The sequence below is a fragment of the Mycetohabitans sp. B3 genome, from assembly GCF_021498065.1.
GTDB lineage: Bacteria > Pseudomonadota > Gammaproteobacteria > Burkholderiales > Burkholderiaceae > Mycetohabitans.
The window spans coordinates 1-523 of the sequence record NZ_JAHLKN010000008.1 but is presented as its reverse complement, the minus strand read 5'-3'; the positions used below and the strand labels follow the sequence as shown (position 1 = coordinate 523).

1 protein-coding gene is annotated in these 523 nt (G+C 65.6%); it reads right to left on the bottom strand.

What is annotated here, in order from left to right; translation table 11 throughout:
- The coding region (locus KQH55_RS01530; protein WP_235090065.1) for a hemagglutinin repeat-containing protein at positions 1 to 523 on the bottom strand (523 nt) is incomplete at both ends.

Below are 523 nucleotides of genomic sequence, written 5' to 3'. Positions count from 1 at the left end.
ACGTTCCCTTGGCCTGGGTCCTTCTCGCCCGTCGCCTGGAATTTTGCGAGCCCGCCTGCCTGCACGCGATTGCCGCGCGCCTGCGTACTGTCCTCGCTGAACACTGAGCGGCTGCCGGACGAGCCGATGCTCACCGTCAGCTTCGCTTCGGGCATCTCGCCCTTGGCCAGCGTGCCTAATTCGCCCGGCACTGACTGGTACGCATCGTACAGGCCACTGGCCCCGGCTAGCCCGCGCAGCGCCCGTACCCGATCGTCTTGACTGTGGGCACCCGCGCTGGCCTGCTGCACGACATTATTCACCGCTGCGATGCCCGGCGTTTGAACCCCGAGCGTCACGCCGCTTTGCCGCATCGCCTGTTGTCCGCTATGGTGCTGTTCATCAGTCGCAGTCTGCAGCGTCACCGTCTTCGCCGTGCCCACCACGTCCTTCGCGGCGATGAGGTCGCTGCCTTTCACGTGCAACTCGTTGCCCGCCTCGATCGTCACGCTGTCCTTGACCGAACCGACCACGCTGCCGTGAT